This window comes from Mucilaginibacter gotjawali (assembly GCF_002355435.1).
In the GTDB taxonomy this organism is placed as follows: domain Bacteria; phylum Bacteroidota; class Bacteroidia; order Sphingobacteriales; family Sphingobacteriaceae; genus Mucilaginibacter; species Mucilaginibacter gotjawali.
The window spans coordinates 1,644,874-1,669,499 of the sequence record NZ_AP017313.1; the positions used below are offsets into that span (position 1 = coordinate 1,644,874).

The window sequence follows — 24,626 nt, forward strand, 5'->3', positions numbered from 1 at the left end:
TATTGCTTTGGCCGCTATAATTATATTTTTATTTGGTTACGGGCTGCCTGATGATAGTTTTCAATTTTTCGGGTGCGGTTCTGCGCATATCGTTCAGGTATATTTCCCGGTGTTTGCCGTGCAGTTTATAACCATTTTCTTTGATGAAAGCATGCAGTTTTAAAATATTTGGCCCTTCGGCGCTATATGGCCCTATATGCAGTAATTGTGCGCATACCCCTTCTTCCATGCTCTCAAGCCTTAAATTATTGAGCATAGGAAGGGCTTTTCTCCCGGCGGCCAGCTCTTTGGCCTGTTCAATAATGGGGCTGGTTATAAAATCGGGCTGCATAATCATTATAGTCCATTTCCAGGCGGCCTTATTCTCCATCGAAAAGCTGTTCATGTCATCGGTCCACCACAGGCCTTCCAATGGCATTACACCATAGTCAATTTGCTGCTCGCTTTTTTTTAACATAAATTTAAGCGTGTATGAAACGCTGAACAGCGCATTAACAGCTTCCTGGAATTGTACGGAATTATTGGGGTCGCCATGCCCGTCAATCATCAGGTAATTGAGTTTGGGTACGGTTACCAGGCTGATTTTATTGGCGGACACTTTATAAAGCGCTGCAAAGTCTTTTTTTAAATCTATCCTTTTCATTGTATTTTAGCCTTAGGTAGTTACCGGAGCTTTAACATTCAACTTCTTTATTTCTTCCATCAAGTTTTCAGGAATTTCGCGGCAATGGCAATGTTTAACGTGCTCCAGGTGCCAGGCTATTCGTTCTTCTTTGTTTGCGTTTTTTGGCATGGGATGTGCCAGGTGCCATTCTGTGTTCATTTTGTTTAAGTTTTAACTGTTTGTGAATTATTATGAAATAATCTGGCTGCATAAATCATGGAAAGCGAAAAAGTTACTATCCACACTGAGCCTATGAAATAAAAGAAGGGGTTAAAATAGGCAGCTATAAAAATCAGGATCAGTAATCCGTTGATCAGCATCCAGGTATATAAGTTTTTGTATTTTTTGCGAAACGCAAACGCAGCAAACAGGGAGGAGAGGCTCATAAAAAAATAACCCAGGCAGTCAATTGCAAACATGAAACTACCATGTTTAAAAGCAAGCGGGTAGGTTTCATTTATTTCGCGTCTTATCAACGCCGGCACAATTACAGTGAGCTGGGTAAAGTAGTTCATGGTTGCAAATGCGCAGTAAATAACTCCAAAACTGATTGCTATCGCTGTCCAAATTTTTTCATGCCCGTTTGCTGCGTAATGCAGGCAGGCTATCAGCACCATGAAAGCCGGTGCCAAAAATAGCGATGGCAAAAAAAGCCAGAACAATTCGTGCGGGTGCTGCAGAATATTAAGCCATGATAATAATTGTGCAACAGCATAACCCATTGCAAAAATCAGCGACAGTATAGCCGACCAAAAGCCGAGCCGGTTAATGTTCATTTTCTTCTTTTTTAACTTCTTCCCTTTCAACATTGATGGTGCACTCACCAATTAAGGCTGCCATTGCGCCAACTGCAGCCAGTACCGGTGCAAGCAATGCGCCAACCACGCCGACGGTTAAAGGGAGTGAAACCAATTCTTTGCCCGACTTATCAATAATGGTAATCTTTCTGACATTGCCTTCGGCTATCAGCTCTTTTATTTTCTTAAGCAGGATTTCTCCATTAATGGAGAATGATTCTTTGGTTGTCATGGTCGTATTTGTTTAATATTGATTGTTTTTTTTGATCCTCAAAAGGAGTTTTGGCAGCCAATCAATTAAAGATTAGCTGCCTTTAATCTCCATGCTAATCAGGCATGCACAGGTTCTTTTTCTTTATTAAAATACCTTTCAAAAATGTCCGGCACTTTTTCCACCAATGCGCCAAGTCCTTTTGACGTACGGGTCGGGATGAACTGGATTTCGCCGCCGTTGGTTACTAAAAATCCAACCGGCCCCATACCGATGCCTGCCCCGCCACCTGCGCCAACGCCTTCACCTTCGCCTGTTTTTTTTGAGTTGCCTTTGCCTTCGCCGCCGCCGGTGCCAAGGCCAAGCCCTACATTTATAACAGGCACACAGGTAAATTCGCCTAATTGAAATTGCTGACCGATAATCGTTTCGGTCTTTACTTCTGATTTCAAAAACTCAGTTAGTTTTTCCAGTACTTCATTTAAGTTTTCCATGATGTTTTGTTTTTATAGATGAATAGATATAAGCGCGAATCAGCCTAGCCATATTGTTTTCTATTTCCAGGTCAATCTCGTTGTGGTGCAAAAAATTTATGGTGATGGGTTTGGCGGTGTAATCACCCAACCAATAGGCCATAGGATACAGTATCCCGTTTAACCGGACGTCTCCTGTGTCTATATTGAGATAGCACTTTTTTATTTTAAAAGTTTTTAATAATGCTTTTACCAGCGCTAAAGAGAACCGCGACTTTTTTTTCTTTTTTGATGAAACAGGTTTAGTTTCTGCTTTTTTGTTTTTTGCAAACGGGTCTATTAACCGGTGCCAGCCAACCGCTTTTATGTTAATTTTTAAACGATTATCAACTAAAACCAGGTTCGCGCTTGCCAGGTAATGAAACTTGATGCCATAAAAACCACTGGTGCTGTTTATCTCAAGATAAAATGGCGCAAAAAGCAAATAGCTGAAAACGGCAATTAATATTAGTCCAAAAATCAGCAGCCCTGTCATTTTTAAACTGTTTACAGGGTAAAGCTAAATGTGTTGATGCGTGAATGAAATGATGGCTGTCAATTCATTTAATGATAGTTATCAGATCAAAAAAAAATTAACATAACGACCATTAAGTGTGAATACAAGGGGCATTTTTAAAACCTGATTGCATCAGTATCCGGGGGAACATGCCCCAGCAACCGGCACATCGTCATGATCTGCCCTTTATGATGGAATTCATGCGTGGTAACATGGGTGAAAAGCTGAAGGGGAGTAACGCTTACCAACCCGGCACGGTTATGATGGCCTTCAAGGAGTACTTCCATATTTTCTTTGAAACTTTCAAAGAAAATGGCGACAGTATCATCAGCCCGGGTGTATAATTGGCGGATCAGGTCCATATTGTTGAAATCTTCATTATTGATCAGTTTGGCAGGCTGTTTCAATGCAAAATAAGCGAGCCAATGCAGGTAACAATCGGCATTATGCACCAGGAAATACCGGATAGGCTGGTTGTTAAAAGCCGGTACCGGTGTATTCAGATCATTACCAACCTGTTTGTCAATAAAGCTCAAAACTACTTCCCTTGAGCCTTGAACCAGTGCGTATTGTTTTTGAAGAATATCTGTCATAGCTTTTCCAACTTCACCCCCCTCAAAAACTCCTCAATTCCCATTTGTTTTTTACCTTCCAGCTGTACTTCTGTTAAGCAGATGAACCCATCGGTGGTGGCAAATTTTAAAAAGGTTTTGTTATCGGTCAAAAAATGGCCTGGTACAAAATCATGCTGCTCAATTTCATAAACTGATTTGTACACTTTAAGGATCTTGCCATTTAAATGGGTGTAGGCGGTAGGGATGGGACTCAATCCGCGTATTTTGTTGTAAATAGTAACAGTAGGCTGGTTCCAGTTAATCAGGCAATCTTCCTTAAAAATTTTAGGTGCGTGCCTTAGTTCAACCCCTTCAGTTAACTGCGACTGCGGGTGCTCATTATACCTGCCGCTTTCAACGCCTTTAACGGTTTTTACCAGCAGTCCGGCGCCTTTGTACATCAGGCGGTCATGCAGTTCGCCGGCCGTTTCGTGGCCGGTAAGGGTCACTTTTTCTGTAAATAATATATCGCCGGTATCAATTTCATGCTTCAGGAAAAAGGTAGTTACGCCGCTTTCATGCTCGCCATTAATCAGTACCCAGTTAATTGGGGCCGCACCGCGGTATTGCGGCAGTAGCGAAGCATGCAGGTTGATGGTTCCCCTTGCGGGCATATTCCAAACCACTTCGGGCAACATCCTGAAGGCTACTACTACCTGCAGATCGGCATTAAATGACTTCAGTTCTTCTAAAAATGCAGGGTCTTTTAATTTTTCGGGCTGTAATACCGGTATACCATTTTCGACGGCGTATTGCTTCACTGCCGATTCATGGAGTTTTTGCCCACGCCCGGCGGGTTTATCAGGCGCGGTTACAACCGCCACAATATTACAACCAGCGGTAATTAATGCATCTAATGATGTAACAGCGAACTGGGGCGTACCCATAAATATTATCCTCATAGCAGCTAGTAGTTCTAAAAAATTAATATATCAACCGGTCCCCACTGAACCTCCTCCGTGGATCGGCGGAGACACTTTCGGATTCCCGCCAAAATCCAAACCCGATAGCTATCGGGTCGAACATCCCTGCCTGCCGCAGGCGATATCCGACATTCACTCACGGGTACAATAAATACTTTTTCCGTATCATTTTATAGTGGCTTAAAGCAGGCTCCCAGGTTTTTCGGATCTCTTTTTCGCTCTCGCCGGCCGCTATTTGTTGTTGTAATTTTTCTGTACCCGCAAGTTTTGTAAAATAGGCATTAAAAAAATGCTGCTTGTCCGGGAAGGCTTTATATAGTTCGATCAGCCAGGTTAAATTAAGCGCTTTGCCGGCACGGATAAAATCAGTATTGTAAGCCTTCAGATCGATGCCATAGCAAATTTTACCCTTTTGTGGCGGGTCTTCACTCATGCCGGGGATGCTTACCGGTTTAAAGGAGTAAGTATATTTCCCCACTAAAGTTGGGTGCCCGATTTGCAAAAAAGGGTACATGGTACCCCGGCCAAGGCTTAAAGTTGTCCCTTCAAATAAACAAACGGACGGGTAAAGAATAACCGATTTATCTGTATTTAAATTTGGAGAAGGGTTAACAGGAAGCTTATAGGCGTTGCTGTGCTTATAGTTTGCTACTTTAATAATACGCAGTTTGCATTGAACATGGTTTTTAAGCCAGCCTTCACCATTAATCATTTGCGCGTATTCGCCAATAGTCAGGCCATGGGCTATGGGTATAGGATTTAACCCTACGAAGGAGCGATAAGCTGTATCCAGCACGGGCCCGTCAGTATAAAAACCATTGGGGTTTGGCCTGTCAAAAATCATCAGCTCAACATTGTTTTCGGCACAGGCCTCCATTACATATTGCAGTGTTGATAGGTAAGTATAAAACCTGGCGCCAACATCCTGTATGTCAAATATAACCAGGTCTATTCCCTCCAGGTCGTCCGGTGTAGGTTTATAGTGTTTATTGCCATACAGCGATATTACCGGGATGTGCGTCGCTTCGTCAATGGTGCTGTTAATTTCAGCCCCGTTACTTGCGTTGCCCCTGAAGCCATGTTCGGGGCCAAATATTTTTTTTACAGAAATACCCAGTGCTACCAGGCTGTCAACGCTAAGGGTGAAGGTCTTACCGATGACGGAAGTTTGGTTAATCACCATCCCGATATTTTTTCCCTTAAGATAGTCAATATAAAGGTAGGTTTGGTCAGCTCCCGGAATTATTTCTTTGTTTTTTGCCCAAAAGGCTGTTTTATAAGGCTTATAATGAGTTTTTTGCGCGGTTGCCGGACTTACAATGAGGTAATTCACCAGTGCGAAAAGTAAACAAAACTTTATCCTTATCATAAATGTAAATACGGTACAATATAAAAGTACCAGTTTTAACGTTAAAACCGCATCTTTGCGAAGATACAAAAAATCTCTGTTGCATTGAATTTCGCCTGGTTCGTAGCTAATCGCATAACATTTAAGTCAAAGCGTACATTTTCAAAACTGATTGTACGGATAGCCATTATTGGCATTATGCTCGGCCTGGGCGTAATGATACTGTCGTTGGGAATAGTGCGCGGTTTTAAAAGTGCGATCAGGGAAAAAGTGCGGGGCTTTTCAGGTGACATGGTGATTGTAAAAAACGATCTGAACGGTTCATTGGAAAACTCACCTTTTAAAGCAAATCCTGACCTGGAAAAAAAGGTGAGTGCGAGCCCATTAATAACCAGGATGATGCCCTATGCCACCAAACCGGGTATCATAAAGGCAAAGGGCGATATTGAAGGGATCGTATTAAAAGGGGTTGATAAGACCTACGATTGGTCGGTATTTAAAAAAAACCTGGTATCCGGGCATATCCCTGATCTTGCTGATACAGCCACGGGGAAAAAGCAACTTTTGATCTCAAAATTTGTTGCTAACCGTTTGCAGTTGAAGCCAGGTGATAAAGTATTGATCTATTTTGTGCAGGAGCCGCTTCGTGTAAGGCCATTTGTAATTAGTGGCGTTTTTAGTTTTGGTATTGATGAGGTGGACAAAACCTACGTGGTAGGTGACATCTCCCTCATAAACAGGTTAAATAATTGGGCGCCTGATGAAATTGGCGGCTACGAGTTGAAAGTGGCTGATTTTAACCGGTTGAATGCTGCCGAAGATGCGGTAAACGACCTTTTGCCTGCCCGATTAAAAGCTTATACCATAATGGATAATTACCCTGCAATATTTGCATGGCTCGACCTTCTTGACGGGAACACCAGCGTGGTTTTGTCATTGATGATCATCGTGGCGGTTATCAATATGATATCTGCCTTATTGATCATGATATTGGAGCGAACAAACATGATCGGCATATTGAAAGCCATGGGGGCCGCTAACTGGACGATCCAAAAGGTATTCTTATTCAACGCGCTTTATCTTATTTGCCTGGGTATGCTGCTTGGGAATGCTTTTGGTTTAGGAATAGAGATAATACAATATAACACCCATATTTTCCAGCTCGATCCGGCATCCTATTATATGAATTTTGTTCCGATACAATTTAAATGGACAGATTTACTGTTGCTTAACGCAGGAACTTTTTTGGTATGCCTGCTGGTAATGATTGGCCCATCGATGTTGGTAACCAAAATTACCCCCGTTAAAGCAATAAGATTTAAATAGATGAGGTAAAGGGTAGGAAACAGGTCATATTTTCTTTAGCGACGCTTGTTACTTTTTCTTCGTGATATCGTTTTTATGTAATTTATTTAATTTCCTGATCTGTCGGTTTTAGCTAAAGCCATCGTTTGTTTATATAATTGATTACCCGTTGGCTGAAGCCAAACGGCAATGAGTTTAGCGCCGAAAGGCGCTTTCTCCTTTCACCTTATACGATAGGCCAAACCCAAACTGATCAATTGGCTGTGCGTATAGTAGGCGGTAGGTGAATCGTTAAACAGATGGTTGCTGAAATTGGTTAAGCCCTGTATAAAACCGGCGGTAATGCTAAACTTGTTGCAGCTTACCGTTGCACGGAAGCTGAACCTGAAATCGGCCGGGAATTTCCCTCTGTCCTGGTCAGTTTTGTAAAAATTCCCACCCATATCTGTTGCTTTGCCATATTCGTGAGTATTTAAATTAAAAGCAACATCGAAACCAGGCGTCAAATCAAGTTTTACTTTTTTCATCTTCAAACGATAACCGATGTAGGGGTTAACGTTAATATCCTGGCTTTGTAAATAGGTTTGCCCGGTAACCGGGGTAGGGGCGGGGATGGTGAAGTCGATACCTGATTGATTAAGATCGCTTCGATAAACACCGTTTAGATCAACCTTGCTTCTTAAGATTTGATAGCCGCCCTGCAGGCCAAAAATAAAACCTGAACGGCCAACGTGCTGTACCTGCACCCCGCCGCCATAACTAAAACCAAATTTATTTCCATAAGGATTGTTGGTGTAGCCCGTTTTAGAATTTGCCGCTCCGCCATTAATAAATGAAGTAGAGGTGGTGTAATTCCCGGTATACCGAAATAAGCCGGTATTACCCAGTAGCGATAACTCTATATTTTGGGCATGAAGCTGTATAAATGCCAGGAAGGCAAATAAGGTTAAAAAGGTTTTCTTCATTTTTTATGGGTTGTGAAATTGAATTTAAGGTTTACGCCACCCGCGCCAAATTTAATATCCTGCGAACCCAGGCCCTGGAGCGGGTATTTCAGGAAAGGCTCAAGCACAATACGGTTTTTGCCAAGGGGGTATCCCACGCCCACTGCAAAGTTGAGCATTTTGCCAACATAAAAACCGTTAAAACTACTATGCGTGCTCTCATTCTTTAGTTGTTGCAACCCGGGCGAAGCCAGAGCAGGGTAGTTATATTGATAAGTATAAGTTTCGTTGATAAAAGTGCCGGAACTAAAGCCTGCCAGCATATATAAATCGGTTTTCTTCGGATTAAATTCATATTTCAGGTTCAGCGGGATATCTAAACCAACCAGGTTTGCATTATAGTTTTTAAAACTTGGCACAGAAGCGGTGTTGATCATCCCCGTTGAAAATAATGCCATCTGGTTTAAATTAGATGAAGGGGCGCTACCTGCCGCGATGCCGGCTGCATTAGGCGAAAATTGCAAACCGGAAACAGGGGCACTGTTATTAAAAGCCAGCGAATTTTGAGCAATGGTCATGCCTGTAACCAGTTTTAAGTTTTTCGTTATGGTTATTTCAGCGGTAACACCCGCGCCCAGGTTTGCCTGGTTGCCGCTGCCTTTGGCATAGTTAAAATAGGTGGCTGCGTAAATACCAAAAAGTATCTTTTTTTGCCCGGCAGTGTTTTTATCTAAAGGCTGATGGTCTTCAGCAAACATAGCTGAAATTGATTTTGATGGAGGGGCAGGTTTGTTCACAGGCGTAATGTTTTTACCTCCATCCATTGTGCCCGGCTTATTTACGCTGGTAACCGGGTTGTTCGTATTCGTTTGCGCAGTGGCAGCAAACTGGTCCGGCTGAGATAGTATTTTGTTGTGCAAAATACTATCCCTGGTTTTTACTGCATGAGCCGTTTTGTTGCTTGTATCAGTAATAGCAGGTAAAAAATCGGGGTTGTTAGCGGCAGCAACGGGTTTGCTTTGTACAGGCCTTAAATCTGCAGCAAGAGCCGTTTTGTTGCCCGCATCACTAACGCCGGGAATAAACTTAGGGACAGCAGGACTATTAACAGGTTGGCTATGTGCAGGCATTGCATGGTTTACACTGCTTTTTGCAATACTTTGGGCAATGCTTTTATGCTCACTTTTTATAACGGGGGATGGTGTGCCGTTTGTTGTTTTTTGGTTGCTTTTCTGTGCTACAGCATTTCGATGTGCGGCAGGGCTGTATTTTTTAATGCCGGTGAGTTCTACCGGCGAATTATTCTTTTCAATTTCAAATAATCCAATACTTAAAAATAAAAGTAGCAGGGCGGCTGCGCTCCACCATAGCCATGCGATAGCACGGCGCTTTTTTTGTTCGGGAAATTTTTCCCTCAGCAGCAACCAGCCTTCATCAGCAGACGGGTCTTCGTAATTATCGAACACCTCGCTAATGCGGTTCTTAATGTCCTTATCTAACTGATCGTCCATGTTTTAATGCTTCAGTTCTTATTGCACTTCTTAATTTTTCTTTGGCCCTGCTCAGGTAAACTCTTGATGAACTTACCGGAATGGCCAGCAGTATAGCTATTTCGTCATGGCTATACCCGTCTATTTCATATAAATTGAAAATGGTAAGCTGTATTGGCGGCAATACGCTCATCATTTTTATAATATCCTGCGCATGCAGGTCGTCTAATGCGCTGGCGTGTATGGGCGGGTTAGTAGTGTCAATATCAACATTCAGTTGAAGTTTCAAGTCCTTGCGCCGCCGGTCGATACTTGTATTCACAATAATGGTACGCAACCAGGCTTTAAAAGGTCTGTCGCTGTTGAAATTGCTTATTGAGTTAAATACTTTTATAAATGCGTCATTTACAACTTCTAAGGCATCATCCCGGGTCAAACAATAGCGCAAACCAATACCCATAGCGTAGCTATAGAATTGTTTATACAGCAATTCCTGGTACTTTAAGCTGCCTGTTTTGCATTGACTGATAATTTCTTCTTCAGCAATACGCCGGGGTTGATGCATTAAGTGTGTTTAATTCAGCCTGAATTTAGTTAATTTATTAACAATACGGAAAGGCGCCGGTTAACGCTACATACAGTTTGAATTTAATTAGTGAGCGGTCAGTTGTGAGTAGTGAGTTGTGAGGCAATGTCGGGTCATCTTTTTACCACTCACCATTCACCATTCACCATTCACCACTCACTAATTAACCTTCTTTAAATTATATTTCAGAACGAGCGTGTCCAGGTATGAATGATAACCAATCTGAAGCGTTGTTCCGTCATAGGAATAGCTATATAAACCGTTTAAATGGACTTTTGCAGCTGCACCTGCTGCCAGGTAGGTATCGTGGTCCTGGAAATAAATGGTATTATTTGCCTGGTAAACAATAAAACCTCCATAGCTCCCTTCGTGTACGGTTGCAGTATCGCCGGTAATTTTATAGCCGGTAGCGGCCTGCATCTCCAGCGTAATATTTGCTGAAGCTGAATCAATGGAAACTGACCTATGGTGGATCACTTCAAAATGCCCGTTAAAGGTTCCAACAGGGGCAAGTGCTGTCGGGTTGGGGTTGTTACTTTTGTTGCCTGAGCAGCCGTACACAAGCAGCAGGAGGAATAGCAAAAAATATACTAAAGGATTTTTCATGAAATATTTATTTATCAACCGTACGAAGATTTTTATATAAACGATACATCATGTGTATCTATTAATTTCTTTTTGCCTCTTCCCAAAAAATATCCATTTCGGCAAGGCTCATATCATGCAGCTGTTTGCCGCTTTCTTTTGCCTTGCTTTCAAGATACTGGAACCGCTTTATAAATTTACGATTTGTTTTTTCCAAAGCATCTTCGGGGTTAATATTTATAAAACGCGCGTAATTGATGAGCGAAAACAGCAGGTCGCCAAATTCGCCTTCCGCTTTTTCCAGGTCAATGGCGGTATTATCCTCGGCATTAAATTCATTTCTGAATTCCTGCATTTCTTCTTCCACTTTTGCCCATACCTGGCTTTTCTCTTCCCAGTCGAAGCCAACACCCCGCGCCTTCTCCTGTATGCGCGAAGCTTTTACCAAAGCAGGCAGAGATGCCGGTACGCCTGCCAATACCGAACGGTTTCCCTCTTTTAGTTTGATCTGCTCCCAGTTGCGTTTTACGTCGGTTTCATCCTTTACCTCTACATCTCCATAAATATGCGGGTGCCGGTTTACCAGCTTATCGCAAATGCTGTTTAACACATCGGTTATATTAAAATCATCGGTTTCCGATGCAATACGGGCATAAAAAACCAGGTGCAGCATAATATCACCAAGTTCCTTTTTAATTTCGGGCATATCCGCGCTTAATATCGCATCCGATAGTTCGTATGTTTCTTCAATAGTCAGATGGCGAAGGCTTTCAAGTGTTTGCTTTTTATCCCATGGGCAGTTGAGGCGCAAATCATCCATGATAGTTAACAGCCGGCTAAAGGCAGTTTCGGGAGTAGCGGCGGTGGAAGGAGGTATTAATGGCATGGTGTTTATTTGCTGTAAAAATAGGGTTTAAGTCCGAAAGTCCGAAACCTGCCTGTCGGCCATAGCCGTTAACCTAAGAATTTTTTTTTGATAATGTTGTAAGGCGGGGCTTCGCCGCCGGGCAAAACCACTTAGATTTTCCCATATTTGTATAGATTTTATTTTATAAAAAAGGCGGTTGTTTTCCAGACATTTTACCGCCTTTTTCTTATATAAAGATAAGGTTTTTTTTGAAGCAAACACCCTTTTCTTAGGGGAAAAGCGCCATTTATTTTCAAAAAAAGCACATTTATTGCAAATTGTGCTTCCAAATTACAAACCGGTATCACCGCTGCCTTTGACGCGGGTAAACTTTCTGCATTGGCACGGCAAAGTGGTTTTTTGCAGCGTAAGTCCAAGCTTAAACCAGAGGAATTTGTTGATACACTGATGTTCAGCGGGTTTAATCACAACCAACTCAGTTTACAGGAATGCTGCAATGATCTGGCACAACAGCATGGGAAATCTTTGAGCAAAGTTGCCTTGCATAAGCGGTTCAATTCAAGAAGCCAAGATTTCCTGAAGTCGGTTTTGGCAGCGCAGATAGCTTCAAAATTAAACCTTGACCAGGCAAACTGTTGGCAGTCGTTTGGCCGGGTATTAATCGCTGATTCGAGCAAGTTCTCCCTGCCCGAACAATATATGGAGGATTATCCGGGCTTTGGAGGTTGTCGTGGTGGATCAGCCCTGATGAATATACAGTATGCTTTTGACCTTAAGCACGGCGACTGGGAGAACCTGGAGTTCACAAAAGCTACCCAAAATGACCAGAGCCATTCAAAAAAGACATTACAGCATATCTGCAAGGGCGACCTGCTGATCCGGGATCAAGGCTATATTACGCAGCAGTATCTGTCGAAGGTGGTCCAGGAACATGCTTTTTTTCTCAACAGAATGCCTCCCAAATGGAAGCCGGTAGAGATCAATACTAATAAGGTAATTGATTGGGCAGCGCTCTATCTGCAAATGGAACGTGGTAAGGATAGTCATTTTGAAACTATGGTTACCATTGGAGCTGGTAAGGATGCCTTTTGCTGTCGGCTGATCGCTATTGTCATACCTGAACAGATATGGACTGAACGGATACGCAAGGCACAGAAACAAGCTAAAAGCTACGGTTTTGCCCTTTCCGATGACTACAAGGAACGCTGTCGGTTCAGTGTATTCATTACCAACGTGGGCGCAGAAAAACTCAAGGCTATAGATGTTGTCCAATTATACCGCCTGCGATGGCAGATCGAACTGGTGTTCAAAACATGGAAGTCGCTCCTGGGCATCCATCAGGTTAAGGCCGTTAAAAAGGAAAGGCTCGAATGTCAATTGATTGCCAGATTCATTTGGATATTAATCAACTGGAAGATATTTCAGTGCATCGACAGTTTTATCAAAAGCAATTCCCCAGGCTATGCATGTTCCATCTGGAAGTTCTTTAAACAAGCCAGGCAATACAGCTATGCTCTACGAAAAGTACTGGCAGGCAATATGAATTTAAGCGACTGGTGTGAATTGTTCGTTTACCCCATTATAAAAAACCTGCTTGTCGAACACAAAAAAGGAAAAAAACCTGCTTATGCTATCGTTCATGACATCTTTAATCCTTAGGTTAACGGCTATGGCCTGTCGGCAGGCAGGGACCGAAAGTCCGAAAGAAAAAAGTTTTGAGGTCAGGATTTATGGATTTTTATTTAATTTTATTTGAAAGTCATATTCACTTAAACAATGCCCGATCAAACCAAACTCCTTTACGCCATCGAAGTACATTCCGTTGAAGGGATCCGGCAATACTTTGCCGAAGGCGGCAGCCCGAACGATTTGTTGCCTGACGGCATGCCGGTGTTCACGATGATGATAGAAATGTACACCCGCACACCCAGGTTTAAGGATTGTGTTAAGGCTTTTATAAATGCCGGTTTGTTGTTTGAAGATAAGGCCCTGCTGGCAGTTTTAATTGATGATGCCGAACAATTAGAAGAAATTCTTAAAAGTGACCAGTCAATCATAACCAAAACATATTTTCAATACAAAAATACATACACTCCGTTAACCGGGGGAACGCTGCTCCATTTTTGTGCTGAGTATAATTGCATTGCCTGTGCTGTTGTACTGGTTAAATATGGTGCCGACGTAAACGCAAAAGCCGCTTATGACGAATACGGTTTCGGCGGGCACACGCCCATTTTTCATACAGTAAACCAAAATAGCAATAATTCTATTGATCTACTGCATTTCCTGCTTGAACAGGGGGCTGATCTAAGTATAATGGTTAAAGGCTTGATATGGGGCCGGGGCTACGGGTGGGAAACTTTTATCCCTGCTGTAAACCCCATAAGTTACGCCATGATGGGCCTGTTGCCGATGATGCACCGCAGGCAGCAAACGGTAGCAGAAGTTGTATCGCTGCTCATTAAACACGCCTATGGCATTGATTACAAACCTTCAAATGTGCCAAATGCTTATTTGAAGGGTTCGGGTTGAAAATTATTGAAGGATAAAAAGCGGCTGCTGCCTCCTGATGTTTTAATTATTAAAAATTTAATAATAACATTCCTTTCTGTTAATGCAAAAGTGATCTTAATTTATTTTTTTGTTACTAAACTTATTACTTTATGGTCAGGAAAATCTACTTCAGTTTATTCTTATTTCTATCAATAAGCTATATTGCAAAAGCACAGTCCTTGGATGACAGTGCAGGCGGCGGCTCCATTGCACAACCACAGCCATTTTTGTACACCATAAATTCGCTTAACCCCGCTGCGAGGCATTGGAGCCTGAATTATTCGGGCGGTTATGGGCAGTACACTGTTACCCCGCTTGGTTTCGACGGCGTAAATCAGAATGTTGCGGTGAAAGGCTATTTAGGCAACCGTTTTTCTATGTTGGCGACTATGGGTATTGGTTTTGGTAACGGCGGAAATACAAAAACATCGCAGCAGGCTGAGCTGTTTAAAGATTTTATCGGCGGGAGAACGCCATCGGGCTTCAGATTAGGCACAAGTTTAGGTTTAATAAGGGAGTTTAGCAGTGATATTGTCGCGCTTAGCAGGCTTAATGCTGCCTATGAAAACTTCTCCTGGAAACTGGCTGCAAATGTAAGAGTGGAAAAGGCATTTTCTGCTAACAGGGATCAATTTGACATGATCTCGAGTTTTGGCATATTAAGAAGAATTAACGGACAGTTTTTTGGAGGAGTTGAAGCCGTAGGGCAAGATTTGGAGGGATTATGGGAAAGTGAAACTGAAGGTGGTGCCAAAGTATTGGTTGGCCCTACTTTAAATTATGTTCCTGTTGGTTCAAGGTTGTCATTTTCGCTTTGTGCAGGCCCGATCTATTATGTTACCCATAGTCCGGTAACTATGTTTGATTCAGCAGTAAGGGAGTTGCCTTCAAATACCGGTTTTACCATAAAATTTAATGTAGGATTTAATTTTCTATAAGATTTTTATGGCCCTCAGCATTTCCCGTTTTCCGGGCGCTCCGGGCGCTTTCTCTACTTTACATCCCAGGGATTTTAGGGCCCGCTTTAAATTTCCTGTAATAGCATAGGTAACAAACACTCCGCCTGGTTTTAAAAATCCTATCGTATGGGCAATCGCTGCCTCGTCCCACATTTCGGGCTGGTACGCGGCGGCAAAGGCGTCAAAATAAATAATGTCGTAATGTTTTGCAGATGCAAAATCGTGTAGTTTGCAGTGGGCTATTTGCAATTTACACTGTGTACCTATGCTTATCCCAGCCTTTAAGCTATCGGGGTATTTTTCAATAAAACTGTTCCATGTTTCCGGCTTTAAATATTGCGAATACCCGGTTTGACTGATCATTTGAGCGCTTAAGGGATAAGCCTCAATGCCGGTATAATTTAGTTCGATGCCTTTTTCGGCGCAAAGTTCGGCGCTTAGTAAAAAGTTCAGGCCGGTGCCGAAACCGACTTCCAGGATAGAGATACAAGCCCCCTCTAAATCTCCCCCGGTAGGGGAGAGAAAATACTTCAGTCCCGAATTTACAAACACATGCTGGCTTTCCTGCAGGGCGCCGTGTTTTGAATGGTAATTCTCACCAACTTCGGCATTATAAATGGTGTTCGAGCCGTCCGCTGTTTTTATTATTTCGAGCATCTTAATGGGTTCCGGCTTTAATGACTGATAATAGCGGTTGTTTTAAAAAAAAGTGACGGTTTCAATGCCCGACATGTTTGCCGCCGATCACCAGCACAGCTTCGCTCAGGTCCAAAACAGGTACTGCTGCTATTTTTGCAGCAATAATACTGGCCGCTGCCGCCGACCGGTATCCGGCAGCGCAGTGCACCACGATGGGTTTATCTTCCGGTATCTCGTTTATCCGCTCCCGCAATTCAGGTAAAGGAATCAAAAGTGCACCTTCAAATATCAAGCCGCCCTCAGTTTCATTTGGGTTGCGTACGTCTACAATAGTATATTTTTCCGGATGGGTGGCAAAACGGGGAAGATCAAATTCCCGTTCCGGCAGTTCAGGGTACCGGGGGGCCAAAATACCAGCAACCAGGTTTCTTTCATAGCCAATCTTCGCGGCTTTTACAATAACTTCTTCTAAAGCTCCGGCGGTATCAGCAACCAGGTAATAGCGCTCCTTCGGGCCTACAATGGACCCCAGCCATGTTTCAAATTTCCCGCCGTTCTGTAAATTGATTGCACCTTTTTCATGCCCTTTTTTAAATTCAGCATTCGGGCGGGTGTCAATAACTACCGCATTTTTTTCAAGCGTCACATTGCCGGTTAAGCGCGTAATGTGCGCAACGCTGGCTGAAAAAGCAGGCGCTCCTTTTTTATTCAACTCAACATCACTGCCAAAATACTTCGGAATAAATGGTTGGTCGGCTATGAGTGTTTTTACAAAATCAGCTTCCGCCATCAACTGCAATGCATAATTCTCGCGCAATTCGCGGCCTATAGTGCTTTCCAGATCCGGGCTCATGTTTTTTCCGCAGAGCGAGCCGGGGCCATGGGCGGGATACACCTTCACGTTATGCGGCAGTTTCATTAATTTATCCCGGGTTGAGTGATACATCTGCCTGGCTAGCTCCTCTTTTTTAGCAGTTATATTCCCCACGTTTTCGCGCAGATCCGGACGGCCAACATCCCCTACAAACAAAGTATCCCCGGTAAATAATGCCTGTTCTTTACCATCTTCATCTTCTGCCAAAACACATATCGAGTCAGGCGAATGCCCGGGGGTATTGATGGCTTTAAGTTTAATGTCATTTAATTTAATAAAATCTCCGTCATCAAAACTTTCATGGGGGTATTCAGCGCCTGTTAATTTGCTTGCATAGATGATAGCACCGGTAGTCTGATGGATCTCCAGGTGCGAGCTTATAAAGTCAGCGTGAGGGTGTGTTTCAATTACGCCAATAATATCAGCATCGTGCTGTGCCGCAAAATCATAGTAAGGTTTTGGGTCGCGGGCCGGATCGATCACGACCATTTTTCCCGTTCTTATTACTGCGTAAGAAGCGTGTGCTAAACCCTTGTCGTAAAATTGTTGTATGATCATTGTATGCAAAGATAGTGGTTTGGTTGATTTAGTGAATGGTTGATTAAGTTAAGTAAGTTTGATTACGTTAAAATGAACATTCAACTAATAACGACTATTCATTCTCCCTTTTTACCAGCAGAAACTCATCGCCCTCCAATGGTAAATAACCGTATTCATAACAAAAATGGTAGGTTTTGCCGTTTTGGGTTTGATAGCTGCGGGTGTGATATTCAAAGTCAAAACCTTTTGACACTAATTTTTTACGCGTTGTTTTTGTTTTTCCACCGGGGTTTAACTCTTCCAATATCCGCCGGTTACGCTTCAGGATATTATTGATATTGCGCACCAGGTTATAACTGCTGCTGTTGAGCTGGTTGTTATAATTATTGCGGCATAGGTCGTTACAAAACTTTTTGTCGGCACGTCCATGTAAGGGCTCTCCGCAGTCAAGGCAGGTCCTTTCTTCAATCATTTGATAAAGATAAATATTATTTTATCCGTTTGCAAACGTTTACAAACGGAAATTGTCGACTATAAACGGTTATTAACCGGGTAATATTTACATCGCGCTACAACTTTGGATCGTCAATAAAAACAGAAAATTAAAATTTAAAAAGCATGAACTCATTAAGAAACAGCGTACGCCTGGTAGGTAACCTGGGTATGGACCCCGAAGTAAAAAGTTTTGACAACAACAAAAAACTGGCCCGTTTATCGTTAGCAACCAGCGAGAGCTACAAAAACGATAAGGGCGAGAAGGTAACAGAAACCCAATGGCATAATTTAACGTTATGGGGTAACCTGGCCAAATTTGCCGAGGACGACCTGAAAAAGGGCGATACTATAGCAATAGAAGGCCGTTTAAAAAACAGTAACTATGTGGATAAAGACGGTAACAAACGCTATTTCTGCGAAGTGGTAGTTAACGAATTTATTAAAGTTGGGGGTAGGGGTTAGGAGTTGGTGATTAGTGAATGGAGATCAGAGATTAGTTTTTGTCGGAAATTTATGCCGTTTTCGAGTGTGCTTCCTTAAAAAACTAATCTCCAACCTCTAATCACTCTTAACTTTTTAAACTATATTTGTTATGTACTTAGAAGCAAAAGAAACAGCCCGGCTTTACAAACTGCTTAGTGAAAAATTAGGCAGCGATACCACCGAGGCCATGTTTAAATATATCGACAACAAAACAGAGCGTTCCGTGGAAGCAACTATCAAAACATTGGCTACGAAGGATGATATTGCAAGTCTTCGCAGTGAAATGAAAGACGATATCGTAAACGTTCGGAAGGAAATAGCCGAAAATAAAACTGAAACGATTAAATGGATGTTTATTTTTTGGGTCGGCAATATCGGCGCAACATTGGCTATGATGTTGTTGCTTGTAAAAAAATAACCTCTCGGCCCTCTAAACCGCTTAGCGAAAAATCAGGCGCGACACCGCCTGTACGATGTTTAAATATATCGACAACCAAACCGAATGATCAGTGGGCGCAACTATTAAAACATTAGTTACGAAGGAGGACCTCGCGAAGGTTAAAGATGATCTTACCAAAGAAATAAATACGTCTGTTAAGTGGATGTTTGTTTTTTGGGTTGGTCAATTTGGCGTGACTATTTCAATATTGCTGTTGATACTCAAAAAATAAATACGGCTCCGTGCAAGCAGCTAAAAAACATTGACTACGAAGGATGATATTTCTAATGTCAAAGACGAAACTTGCAAAGGTTAATCTGGACTTGAGCGATAGAATGGGTGAGATAGTGAACTGGATGTTCGTTTTTGGATTGGGCAAGTCGGCGCCACCCTGGCTATAGTGTTTTTGTTCCTTAAAAAGTAAACTTTGGTCCCATTAGGATGAGTTGCCAAAAAGTTACGCAGTAATACCACAGAGGCTATGTTTAAATACATCGATAATAAAACTGAATGTTTAGTGGAATTACACCCGGCTAAAATATAACGCATTTGAAATAATATAATATCGCCTCACTTAATAAACCTAAACTAACCCAATCAACCTAATCTAACCCAATCAACCAACTCCCCACCTACAACTCATCCTTCAAGTGAATAGTTTTTTCAACAATCGTATGGATTACGCTGTCTAATTCCTGGGCTGTTAAATCAATATGGCCGATAATTTCCCTATTCATCGGGGTGTCCATATTTTTTTTATCAAACAGGTTTACCAGCCCTAAAATAGTGGCCACCGGGCGCCTGATTTCGTGAGAACTTATTGATGCTATTTCCTGCAATCTTTTATTCTGGTCCTTTATATTATCCTGGTTCCGTTTATTTTCCATTAAAACACGCAGTATATTTACTGTACGTTCAATCATATTTAACTCATCGCCTTTAGGTTCCCGTGCCGTTGTATAATAAACCGCGAATGTGGCCAATACATGCGCCCCCTGCGAACTGATCACCGGTGTAGACCAACATGCTTTAAGCCCGTACGGGCGGGCTATGTCTCTGTAATCATCCCATAAAGGGTCTTTTTCAATATCACTTACAATAACCTGGCTGCGGTGATAAACGGAAGTACCACACGAGCCCACTTTTGGGCCAATTGCCGTTCCGTTTATTGAATTGCAATATTCAACGGCTAACCTCGGTGCGGCAAGGTGGTAAACTCTTTCCTGCGCCTCATCAACTTCAAGCACCGAGCAGATCATATCCGGAAATATTTCTTCAATGCCCTTTAACAGTTCGTTGATGGTTTGCTGCAATGACTGCGAAGATGAGGCATTTAACTCGAGGATGTTTTTTTCAAGGGCGAGTATGAGTTGCTGAATCTTAACGGCGTTAATATCCCTGATAAAAACCATTACCTCGTGTTTAAACGGGTAAATATTTATTCTAAGCCATCTTTTAAAATACTTGTTGAAATATTGTGCCTGGTCGGTAGTGTTACCGCTAAAAGCAGCTTCAAACTTGGTAATTACTTCATCCGTTATTCCAAGGCTATGCAATTTTTTTAAGCTGATGTTTTTAAGCTGTTTGTTGTTTAAACCGGTAATAGCCAGGAAGGCAGGGTTGTAAGCTGTTATTTGCCATTTGTTATTGATAATAAAAAAACCTTCGCTAAAGCTTTGTAAGATATGCTGGATGTTATCCGTAAGGTTATTTTGGTTGGGACCGTTTAATTTATTGGTTAAGTTTGTTCCGGACGCATAGATCAGGTCATCGTGGCTGTTAAAAAACAGCGACCACTTGATATTGTAATAACGGCCGTCTATCCCTTTAATGCGTGTTTCATGTCCCGATATTTCCTTTTTACGCAACAATAGCGTGGCGAGCTCTTCTCTCCTGCGCACATCGGCCGGATGCGAAAGGGTATTAATCTTAACATTGTAGAGTTCGGCTTCTGAATAGCCCAGGGTTTTCCGGAGTGCTGAATTTGTATGTTTTATGATGCCGTTTTTGTCGAATACACAAAAAAAATCGTTTGATTTATCAAATAGAAAGGAGAGTCTGGCATCCATATTTGTATCGGCAAGTACTTATAATATCATATAATAAAATTAAAGATATTGTTTGCACAACACCAAATATTATTTTAGGGGGTGCTTGCAGCTACCGGCAATACCTTTCCGTTGTAAAAACGGTGCCCTGTGATAGCGAAATCTGCAATGTATTTACCCATCTCAAATGCCATAACCGGCGATTCATATCCAGGGAACGCTTTTTCGAGCATTTCTGTTTGCGCCGAACCGATAGCAAGGCAATTCACTTTTATCTGTTGGCCGGCCAATTCCACCGCTAAGCACTCTGTTAGTGTATGTAATGCAGCTTTACTTGCCGAGTAAGCTGAAAGGCCTGCAAATTTTGCGCTTCCCTGGAAGCCACCCATGCTGCCAATATTTACAATATGAGATCCTTCGGGCATAAGGTCAACCAATGCTTGTATGATACGGACATGGCCTATAAAATTACTTTGCAGCATTTCAATAAAGTCCATTTCTTCCAACGCCTTAAATGGCTTATTGATTAATACGCCGGCATTATTAATGAGGATGTCCACGTGGTTATCAAAATTGCTTTTGATAAAACTTTTCAGGTCAGCGTAATCGTCATGCACAATATCAAAAGCAAGCGCGTAGATCTCGGCGTCGGGATTTAGCCCATGTGCAATTTCAAGCAAACGCTCCAGCTTTTCCTGCGAGCGGGCCAGGGCGATTACCTTATGTTTCCCTGATAGTATTAATTCCAGCGCGGCTTCAAAGCCAACGCCGCTACTGGCTCCTGTAATAATGATATTCATGCCACTAAACTACCAATTTTTGCTCAACAGGGTGTTTTATCAGATAAAATCCATCATTGATCAGTTTTTTATATTCAGGCTCAGCAGCAGCTTTTTGCTCCAAAAAACTCCTGATCTCGTTTGCCAATTCAGGTTCAACTTCTTCATGCTCCAATATCTCCAGTATTTCTAAAGCGCAAAGCCAGTCGTCATGATGGTTTTTTTGCAGACGCAGCCAAACATTCCCTAAAAAGCCATATTCGCCGCCATTGTGCCTGCGATCCCGCACCTGCTGGTAGAGTTTGTGCAGCTCTAATGTACGGACATCGTAAGCCGGGTGGTAAGTGCCCGAAGTTGATTTATAAGTAATATCTTCAAATGCATCCTTATCTGCGGCACCGCAAAAAACCGAAACGATCTTTTCGCCCACTGCCATATCATAAACACCCCATGATGGGTCGAAAAGTATTTTACCTTTTTTATCTTTTACCGTGCAACCGGTAAAGGTAATCAGTTGCGTTTTTTCATTGTCCGTAAGGATGTTATTTACCAGGCCGCTAACGGTTATACCACTCTCAAAAGTTAATGTGGTTTCTTTCCCATTTTCAATTCCAAGATGACAAAGCTCACCATGGCCCAGGTTCTCAAGCGGCTCAGCGTGGCCTTTTAGCCTTCCAACGGGCGAACTATAGCCGCTTTTATGGTGGTCTTTCCCATGGCCGTTTATCTGTTTGTTGTTTATCGCTAAAGCCGACGGCCCGGTTGTCCGTACATAAATCGGATCACCATTTTCATCATTTTCAAAACTTTTAAAAGTACCTGCCAGTTGCAGTCCCGAACTGTAAACCGCAGTGCAGGTGTTTTTACTTTCAATCGCTTTTTGCAGCCCATAAGCGCCGCCACGCCTGAAGGCCATGGTATCTGCAAATGTTTCCAGTACATCAATCAGGTTTTGGAAAGTTGGGGTTACAAATAGTTGGGGCTGGGTTTTGGTGATATCGTAAGTGTAATTTACCGCATCAATGGTATACGGTAATTTTTTGATATCGGCTTTCATGCAACTTACACTCTCACCTATTGACGATAACAAGCCGGCACCATATATTTTTGGATTTTCCAGCGTACCGATCAACCCGTATTCAACCGTCCACCAGTGTAAACGGCTTAAAAGTGACATTTCGGAAGGCTCGCCCATGCTTTCCTGCCTGTGGGCCAAAAGCGCTTCTGCCTTTTTTATTTCGGCTTCATCCGCATCAGGCATTTCTTTTAAAATAGATAGGGCTCTGATGGCCTCGTACAATTCAAAGTCCTGGGCCGAAAACATGGCTTTTGCGCCAATTGAACCGAAATAACTCAGGTATTCGTGATAATCTTTATCTGCGATAATAGGGGCATGGCCCGCTGACTCATGGATAATATCAGGTGCGGGTGTGTATTCAATATGCTTTAACTGGCGGATATCGGCGGCAATTACTAAAACCCGGTAAGCCTGGTATTCCATAAAAGCTGCCGGCGGGATAAAGCCGTCAACAGTAACTGCACCCCAGCCAATTTTACCCAGCGCGTCGTTCATTTCCTGCAGGCTCGGGATCTTTTCGATAGTTAAGCCGGCTTTTAACAAGCCGGGAATGTAAGGATAGTAGGCGACATCCTTAAGGTAACTATAGTTTTGACGCATTACATAGCGCCACACAGCATGGTCAACCGGTGTATAGTGTTCATAATGCTGATCGACTATAAATTGCTTTAAATGGCCGGGCAACGCAGCTACCTGCGGATTATTAAAATTATTAAAATGGCTCATTGCGTTCAATAGGTATATAAGAGAACGCAAATTTAGAAAATAAGATTGCTATTCCTTAATTTCTTCAGCCGTTGGTAAGCCTTCCTGCAGCCGCTCCGGGCGTAGCAGGTAGTAAATTCCGGTTAATGCTACCAGCAGTGATATTAAATAGAAGGAGATACTGATGTAAATGCCAAGCCCTGCATCGATGTGGAAAAAATCGGCTGATTTTTGGAATACCAGTTCGCGGGCGCCCGCACCACCAATGGTTACCGGTACTACGGCGGCGATAGCCGACACAAGGAACGCCAGTAAGTATGGCGCAAATTTCCCGCTAAAATCCTGGCCCAACAGCACCATGATAATGGTTAAAACCTGGAAAGTTTGCACTAAAACGGCTTTTGCATGACCTTTAAAAAAATGCTTTGCAAACTCCTTGAAAAATTTTTTAACAACAAAATAGTAAATAATTGTGCCGGCAAAAAAAATACCCGCCGGTATAGCTATATGGATAGGTATTTGAGGGATAAACACTTTTAAACACACGATGATTAAACCTATGGCCCATAGCCCGCTCAGCCTGTCAAACAATATGGCAGTAAAAACCTTTTTAGCGGGTAGTTTATAAGTTTTATTTAGCAAGTATATTTTGTAGCCATCTCCGCCTATACCTCCGGGGAGTAAAAAGTTATAAAATATGCCCAGCAGGTATAACCTGAAGTTGAAACGAGGATCGAGCCGGAGATTTATTGATTTAAAAAAACTCAGCAACCGCCATGAGGAGGCGATCATCGACGCGAAATAAAAACATACCCCAGCCGCCATCCACCAGTAGTTGGCATGTACCAGCCGTGATTTTACGTCGCTGAAATGTACTTTGCTAAATACATAATAGAGCAACGCAGAGGTAATGACTAATTTTAACACCAACTTGGTGACGTTCCACAGCCGCTGTTTCCAGGTTTTGGGTTTAACATCGTCCTCAACTTCGTGTACTATAGCGTCTTCAATTTTTGTCATTTCGGGCGCAAATGTAATAAAAACCACATAGTTGTTGTGTCACCAAAAGTTAAATAGCGTTAAGTTGACCTAAAAATTACCGGCGTCCGCCAACGGGCAACTAATTTTCTGATCAAACAGTTTCTCATCTCTAACCTACTTGCAGTCCATTTTTTGCAGGATAGCCAGGATCTTATCCAGTTTATCAATTTCAATGGAATTAAGCCTTTCCATTAATTCTTCAATTTCCTTTTTTGCTTCCACGTTGGTTTTAAAGTCAGCTTCGGCATGAGCGCGGTCGCGTTCATTCTGGCGGTTTTGGGCCATCATAATGATCGGCGCCGCATAAGCTGCCTGGGTTGAGAATAAAAGGTTCAGCAAAATATACGGGTAGGGGTCCCAATGTTGTATAAATGCAATAACATTCAGCATCATCCAACAGGCAACGATAAGCGTTTGAATAATAATAAACCGCCATGAACCCATTCCATTGGCTACCGAATCAGCCAGCTTTTGTCCAAATGAAAATGATTTTTTGTGTGTTGTATGCCAGTTTTCGCCGTGTTCCATTTTAAGTTTTTTTGGGTTTGATTAAGTGCTAAATATAAATTTTTTGTCCGAAATGAATAATTCTTTTTTACTACAAACTTTTATAGTTTAAGTTTGGGGCT

28 protein-coding genes are annotated in these 24,626 nt (G+C 42.4%); 6 read left to right on the top strand and 22 right to left on the bottom strand.

Features of this window, described 5'->3' with window-relative positions:
• Window positions 1–28 precede the first annotated feature (28 nt).
• From MgSA37_RS07665 to MgSA37_RS07700, 9 genes are all read right to left on the bottom strand, one after another.
• Window positions 29–643 carry a GyrI-like domain-containing protein gene (locus MgSA37_RS07665; RefSeq protein WP_096350951.1) on the bottom strand — a complete coding sequence of 205 codons (615 nt, stop codon included), beginning with the start codon at window positions 641–643 and terminating at the stop codon, window positions 29–31.
• A 12-nt stretch (window positions 644–655) separates the two neighbouring features.
• Window positions 656–823, bottom strand: a complete 168-nt coding sequence (locus MgSA37_RS28560) for a hypothetical protein (protein WP_172885301.1) — start codon at window positions 821–823, stop codon at window positions 656–658.
• Window positions 824–828: 5 nt separating this feature from the next.
• Window positions 829–1,440, bottom strand: coding sequence for a hypothetical protein (locus MgSA37_RS07670; protein WP_096350953.1), 612 nt, complete (start codon window positions 1,438–1,440; stop codon window positions 829–831).
• A complete protein-coding gene (locus tag MgSA37_RS07675) occupies window positions 1,430–1,693 on the bottom strand; it encodes a DUF4342 domain-containing protein (protein WP_096350954.1) in 264 nt (87 codons plus the stop codon). Before MgSA37_RS07675 ends, MgSA37_RS07670 begins: the two co-directional genes overlap by 11 nt.
• Window positions 1,694–1,791: 98 nt before the next feature.
• Window positions 1,792–2,166 carry a GerW family sporulation protein gene (locus MgSA37_RS07680; protein WP_096350956.1) on the bottom strand — a complete coding sequence of 125 codons (375 nt, stop codon included), beginning with the start codon at window positions 2,164–2,166 and terminating at the stop codon, window positions 1,792–1,794.
• On the bottom strand, window positions 2,150–2,680 hold the full coding sequence (locus tag MgSA37_RS07685) for a hypothetical protein (protein WP_096350957.1): 531 nt from the start codon (window positions 2,678–2,680) through the stop codon (window positions 2,150–2,152). Before MgSA37_RS07685 ends, MgSA37_RS07680 begins: the two co-directional genes overlap by 17 nt.
• Window positions 2,681–2,817: 137 nt before the next feature.
• A complete protein-coding gene (locus MgSA37_RS07690; RefSeq protein WP_096350959.1) occupies window positions 2,818–3,294 on the bottom strand; it encodes a DinB family protein in 477 nt (158 codons plus the stop codon).
• Window positions 3,291–4,217, bottom strand: coding sequence for a methionyl-tRNA formyltransferase (gene fmt / locus MgSA37_RS07695; protein ID WP_197706104.1), 927 nt, complete (start codon window positions 4,215–4,217; stop codon window positions 3,291–3,293). The genes MgSA37_RS07690 and fmt overlap by 4 nt, the downstream gene beginning before the upstream one ends.
• A 157-nt stretch (window positions 4,218–4,374) precedes the next feature.
• Entirely contained in the window at window positions 4,375–5,607 is a 1,233-nt protein-coding gene (locus MgSA37_RS07700; protein WP_096350962.1) for an exo-beta-N-acetylmuramidase NamZ family protein, read from the bottom strand.
• An 84-nt stretch (window positions 5,608–5,691) separates the two neighbouring features.
• On the opposite strand from MgSA37_RS07700, the gene MgSA37_RS07705 reads away from it, so the two are divergent.
• Window positions 5,692–6,912, top strand: a complete 1,221-nt coding sequence (locus tag MgSA37_RS07705) for an ABC transporter permease (RefSeq protein ID WP_096350963.1) — start codon at window positions 5,692–5,694, stop codon at window positions 6,910–6,912.
• 200 nt (window positions 6,913–7,112) lie between these two features.
• Here MgSA37_RS07705 and MgSA37_RS07710 read toward each other — a convergent pair whose 3' ends face one another.
• The 5 genes from MgSA37_RS07710 to mazG form a co-directional block, all read right to left on the bottom strand.
• Window positions 7,113–7,856: a hypothetical protein gene (locus MgSA37_RS07710; RefSeq protein ID WP_096350965.1), complete on the bottom strand. Its 744-nt coding sequence runs from the start codon at window positions 7,854–7,856 to the stop codon at window positions 7,113–7,115.
• Entirely contained in the window at window positions 7,853–9,346 is a 1,494-nt protein-coding gene (locus MgSA37_RS07715) for an outer membrane beta-barrel protein (protein WP_096350966.1), read from the bottom strand. Before MgSA37_RS07715 ends, MgSA37_RS07710 begins: the two co-directional genes overlap by 4 nt.
• Window positions 9,327–9,890, bottom strand: coding sequence for an RNA polymerase sigma factor (locus tag MgSA37_RS07720; RefSeq protein WP_096350968.1), 564 nt, complete (start codon window positions 9,888–9,890; stop codon window positions 9,327–9,329). Before MgSA37_RS07720 ends, MgSA37_RS07715 begins: the two co-directional genes overlap by 20 nt.
• A gap of 180 nt (window positions 9,891–10,070) precedes the next feature.
• Entirely contained in the window at window positions 10,071–10,517 is a 447-nt protein-coding gene (locus tag MgSA37_RS07725) for a hypothetical protein (RefSeq protein WP_096350970.1), read from the bottom strand.
• Window positions 10,518–10,578: 61 nt separating this feature from the next.
• Window positions 10,579–11,382: a nucleoside triphosphate pyrophosphohydrolase gene (gene mazG, locus MgSA37_RS07730; RefSeq protein ID WP_096350973.1), complete on the bottom strand. Its 804-nt coding sequence runs from the start codon at window positions 11,380–11,382 to the stop codon at window positions 10,579–10,581.
• A gap of 324 nt (window positions 11,383–11,706) precedes the next feature.
• Between mazG and MgSA37_RS07740 the strand changes: the two genes are divergently transcribed.
• The 3 genes from MgSA37_RS07740 (at window position 11,707) to MgSA37_RS07750 (ending at window position 14,855) form a co-directional block, all read left to right on the top strand.
• Window positions 11,707–13,023, top strand: coding sequence for an IS4 family transposase (locus MgSA37_RS07740; RefSeq protein WP_262497475.1), 1,317 nt, complete (start codon window positions 11,707–11,709; stop codon window positions 13,021–13,023).
• 117 nt (window positions 13,024–13,140) lie between these two features.
• On the top strand, window positions 13,141–13,896 hold the full coding sequence (locus MgSA37_RS07745) for an ankyrin repeat domain-containing protein (RefSeq protein WP_096350976.1): 756 nt from the start codon (window positions 13,141–13,143) through the stop codon (window positions 13,894–13,896).
• 131 nt (window positions 13,897–14,027) lie between these two features.
• Window positions 14,028–14,855, top strand: a complete 828-nt coding sequence (locus tag MgSA37_RS07750) for a hypothetical protein (RefSeq protein ID WP_157750490.1) — start codon at window positions 14,028–14,030, stop codon at window positions 14,853–14,855.
• On the opposite strand, the gene mnmD is transcribed toward MgSA37_RS07750, so the two are convergent.
• The 3 genes from mnmD to MgSA37_RS07765 all read right to left on the bottom strand — a co-directional run bounded on the left by mnmD (window position 14,850) and on the right by MgSA37_RS07765 (window position 17,401).
• Window positions 14,850–15,533 (bottom strand): tRNA (5-methylaminomethyl-2-thiouridine)(34)-methyltransferase MnmD, encoded by a 684-nt coding sequence (mnmD, locus tag MgSA37_RS07755; RefSeq protein ID WP_096350980.1) that lies wholly within the window; start codon window positions 15,531–15,533, stop codon window positions 14,850–14,852. The genes MgSA37_RS07750 and mnmD overlap by 6 nt on opposite strands.
• A gap of 61 nt (window positions 15,534–15,594) precedes the next feature.
• Window positions 15,595–16,947: a rhodanese-like domain-containing protein gene (locus MgSA37_RS07760; protein WP_096350982.1), complete on the bottom strand. Its 1,353-nt coding sequence runs from the start codon at window positions 16,945–16,947 to the stop codon at window positions 15,595–15,597.
• Window positions 16,948–17,041: 94 nt separating this feature from the next.
• Window positions 17,042–17,401, bottom strand: a complete 360-nt coding sequence (locus MgSA37_RS07765; RefSeq protein ID WP_096350984.1) for a hypothetical protein — start codon at window positions 17,399–17,401, stop codon at window positions 17,042–17,044.
• 146 nt (window positions 17,402–17,547) lie between these two features.
• Between MgSA37_RS07765 and MgSA37_RS07770 the strand changes: the two genes are divergently transcribed.
• On the top strand, window positions 17,548–17,886 hold the full coding sequence (locus tag MgSA37_RS07770) for a single-stranded DNA-binding protein (protein WP_096350986.1): 339 nt from the start codon (window positions 17,548–17,550) through the stop codon (window positions 17,884–17,886).
• Window positions 17,887–18,016: 130 nt separating this feature from the next.
• Window positions 18,017–18,325: a hypothetical protein gene (locus tag MgSA37_RS07775; RefSeq protein WP_096350988.1), complete on the top strand. Its 309-nt coding sequence runs from the start codon at window positions 18,017–18,019 to the stop codon at window positions 18,323–18,325.
• A 653-nt stretch (window positions 18,326–18,978) separates the two neighbouring features.
• On the opposite strand, the gene MgSA37_RS07780 is transcribed toward MgSA37_RS07775, so the two are convergent.
• The 5 genes from MgSA37_RS07780 to MgSA37_RS07800 form a co-directional block, all read right to left on the bottom strand.
• On the bottom strand, window positions 18,979–20,415 hold the full coding sequence (locus tag MgSA37_RS07780) for a PAS domain S-box protein (protein WP_096350990.1): 1,437 nt from the start codon (window positions 20,413–20,415) through the stop codon (window positions 18,979–18,981).
• Window positions 20,416–20,489: 74 nt separating this feature from the next.
• A complete protein-coding gene (locus MgSA37_RS07785) occupies window positions 20,490–21,194 on the bottom strand; it encodes an SDR family NAD(P)-dependent oxidoreductase (RefSeq protein WP_096350992.1) in 705 nt (234 codons plus the stop codon).
• Between the two features lie 4 nt (window positions 21,195–21,198).
• Window positions 21,199–22,977 (bottom strand): aromatic amino acid hydroxylase, encoded by a 1,779-nt coding sequence (locus MgSA37_RS07790; RefSeq protein ID WP_096350993.1) that lies wholly within the window; start codon window positions 22,975–22,977, stop codon window positions 21,199–21,201.
• A 48-nt stretch (window positions 22,978–23,025) separates the two neighbouring features.
• The gene (locus MgSA37_RS07795; RefSeq protein ID WP_157750491.1) at window positions 23,026–23,976 is read right to left on the bottom strand and encodes a lysylphosphatidylglycerol synthase transmembrane domain-containing protein; all 951 of its coding nucleotides are present in this window, start codon (window positions 23,974–23,976) and stop codon (window positions 23,026–23,028) included.
• 135 nt (window positions 23,977–24,111) lie between these two features.
• A complete protein-coding gene (locus MgSA37_RS07800; protein ID WP_096350996.1) occupies window positions 24,112–24,525 on the bottom strand; it encodes a DUF1003 domain-containing protein in 414 nt (137 codons plus the stop codon).
• Window positions 24,526–24,626 lie beyond the last annotated feature (101 nt).

Bases quoted from the DNA above. Each gene is read 5' to 3' on its own strand.
- MgSA37_RS28560 (WP_172885301.1), bottom strand. From the start codon at position 823: ATGAACACAGAATGGCACCTGGCACATCCCATGCCAAAAAACGCAAAC.
- MgSA37_RS07745 (WP_096350976.1), top strand. From the start codon at position 13,141: ATGCCCGATCAAACCAAACTCCTTTACGCCATCGAAGTACATTCCGTT.
- MgSA37_RS07765 (WP_096350984.1), bottom strand. From the start codon at position 17,401: ATGATTGAAGAAAGGACCTGCCTTGACTGCGGAGAGCCCTTACATGGA.
- MgSA37_RS07710 (WP_096350965.1), bottom strand. From the start codon at position 7,856: ATGAAGAAAACCTTTTTAACCTTATTTGCCTTCCTGGCATTTATACAG.
- MgSA37_RS07775 (WP_096350988.1), top strand. From the start codon at position 18,017: ATGTACTTAGAAGCAAAAGAAACAGCCCGGCTTTACAAACTGCTTAGT.
- MgSA37_RS07680 (WP_096350956.1), bottom strand. From the start codon at position 2,166: ATGGAAAACTTAAATGAAGTACTGGAAAAACTAACTGAGTTTTTGAAA.
- fmt (WP_197706104.1), bottom strand. From the start codon at position 4,217: ATGAGGATAATATTTATGGGTACGCCCCAGTTCGCTGTTACATCATTA.
- MgSA37_RS07720 (WP_096350968.1), bottom strand. From the start codon at position 9,890: ATGCATCAACCCCGGCGTATTGCTGAAGAAGAAATTATCAGTCAATGC.
- MgSA37_RS07690 (WP_096350959.1), bottom strand. From the start codon at position 3,294: ATGACAGATATTCTTCAAAAACAATACGCACTGGTTCAAGGCTCAAGG.
- MgSA37_RS07795 (WP_157750491.1), bottom strand. From the start codon at position 23,976: ATGACAAAAATTGAAGACGCTATAGTACACGAAGTTGAGGACGATGTT.
- MgSA37_RS07670 (WP_096350953.1), bottom strand. From the start codon at position 1,440: ATGAACATTAACCGGCTCGGCTTTTGGTCGGCTATACTGTCGCTGATT.
- MgSA37_RS07750 (WP_157750490.1), top strand. From the start codon at position 14,028: ATGGTCAGGAAAATCTACTTCAGTTTATTCTTATTTCTATCAATAAGC.
- MgSA37_RS07665 (WP_096350951.1), bottom strand. From the start codon at position 643: ATGAAAAGGATAGATTTAAAAAAAGACTTTGCAGCGCTTTATAAAGTG.
- MgSA37_RS07715 (WP_096350966.1), bottom strand. From the start codon at position 9,346: ATGGACGATCAGTTAGATAAGGACATTAAGAACCGCATTAGCGAGGTG.
- MgSA37_RS07685 (WP_096350957.1), bottom strand. From the start codon at position 2,680: ATGACAGGGCTGCTGATTTTTGGACTAATATTAATTGCCGTTTTCAGC.
- MgSA37_RS07770 (WP_096350986.1), top strand. From the start codon at position 17,548: ATGAACTCATTAAGAAACAGCGTACGCCTGGTAGGTAACCTGGGTATG.
- MgSA37_RS07780 (WP_096350990.1), bottom strand. From the start codon at position 20,415: ATGGATGCCAGACTCTCCTTTCTATTTGATAAATCAAACGATTTTTTT.
- MgSA37_RS07785 (WP_096350992.1), bottom strand. From the start codon at position 21,194: ATGAATATCATTATTACAGGAGCCAGTAGCGGCGTTGGCTTTGAAGCC.
- MgSA37_RS07700 (WP_096350962.1), bottom strand. From the start codon at position 5,607: ATGATAAGGATAAAGTTTTGTTTACTTTTCGCACTGGTGAATTACCTC.
- MgSA37_RS07760 (WP_096350982.1), bottom strand. From the start codon at position 16,947: ATGATCATACAACAATTTTACGACAAGGGTTTAGCACACGCTTCTTAC.
- mazG (WP_096350973.1), bottom strand. From the start codon at position 11,382: ATGCCATTAATACCTCCTTCCACCGCCGCTACTCCCGAAACTGCCTTT.
- MgSA37_RS07800 (WP_096350996.1), bottom strand. From the start codon at position 24,525: ATGGAACACGGCGAAAACTGGCATACAACACACAAAAAATCATTTTCA.
- MgSA37_RS07790 (WP_096350993.1), bottom strand. From the start codon at position 22,977: ATGAGCCATTTTAATAATTTTAATAATCCGCAGGTAGCTGCGTTGCCC.
- MgSA37_RS07725 (WP_096350970.1), bottom strand. From the start codon at position 10,517: ATGAAAAATCCTTTAGTATATTTTTTGCTATTCCTCCTGCTGCTTGTG.
- mnmD (WP_096350980.1), bottom strand. From the start codon at position 15,533: ATGCTCGAAATAATAAAAACAGCGGACGGCTCGAACACCATTTATAAT.
- MgSA37_RS07675 (WP_096350954.1), bottom strand. From the start codon at position 1,693: ATGACAACCAAAGAATCATTCTCCATTAATGGAGAAATCCTGCTTAAG.